The sequence below is a fragment of the Parabacteroides sp. ZJ-118 genome (assembly GCF_011038785.1).
In the GTDB taxonomy this organism is placed as follows: domain Bacteria; phylum Bacteroidota; class Bacteroidia; order Bacteroidales; family Tannerellaceae; genus Parabacteroides.
On the sequence record NZ_JAAKDT010000111.1, the window covers coordinates 1 to 1052 of the forward strand.

General features: G+C 45.2%; 1 pseudogene. It reads left to right on the forward strand.

Features of this window, described 5'->3' with window-relative positions:
• Window positions 1-365 (forward strand): annotated as a pseudogene (locus tag G7Y39_RS13775) (IS4 family transposase); the annotation flags it as partial.
• Window positions 366-1052: the final 687 nt, after the last annotated feature.

Sequence of the window (1052 nt, forward strand, 5' to 3'; positions counted from 1 at the left end):
TTTATGCTATGCGCTGGGCTATTGAGGTTTTCTTTGCCGACAGCAAACGGTTGCTGGGATTGGCCGATTGCTCCGCACGCGACTACACTTCACAGCTGGCACATGTCTCATTGGTGATGATCCGCTACAACCTGCTGGCATCCTTGAAAAGAAGTTTGGACTACGAAACCATCGGAGGACTGTTCAACGACGTATTTGCGGGAATCTACGATTTAACCGTTGTCGAGAAAATATGGGCGATTATCATAGAGGTGGTGGCTGTCGTTGCAGAGCTTACAGGGGCGAAAGAGGAACGTCTCATGACTCAGCTTATTGAGAACGACAAACGGTTGGAGGCACTACAGGCTTATGCTCAAACAGCTTAGAGCTAAATCCGAAACTTGAGTAATATTTTCGATGAAGTCCATAAGCCAGACTGAATCATGGGATCGACCCATTGCATAAACGGCTTTTGTCTCTGACGATGCAAAGATACCATCTTTTTCGATAGCAAAACGGCGTTAGCCATTTTGCGGACAGAGGTGACTTGTGTGCCCGGATGGCCAACTGTTACCTCTGTTTATTTCACGGGCGTGCCTGTGTGGGGGACTGAATAGTTACGTTTCTGCTTCTTGAATCATAAAAAATGTATTGGAGGAAACGCTATCCGTCACGCGATTAGGCTTTGTTTCGTATAAAAAGCATCTTAGGTCCATCCCTCAAGTATCTTAGGTGCGTTGGCAAAGTATCTTAGGTGCGTGGCGCAAGCCTCCTAACCTACTTTTTGATCAGCCTTCGTCGCATTGGGGCGTGTTGGTAAGCATGACCTTCTCAAAAGATAGCCCCCACCCCCACAACTTTTCTATAGAGTCCTTATTCCGGTGTATGATGATATATGGCTCACGGTGGATGAGCTGTAAGCATTTGATAAACTACAGGTATTAAACTTTATATATAACAATAGCGACTGTCACTATGAAGCTAATAGTTGCAGTCGCTATTGTTTTGTTGAACCTATATGTTGCAGTCGGCATTAGTTGCCGGATTCCCCATTTTGTTTTGTCAATACACTT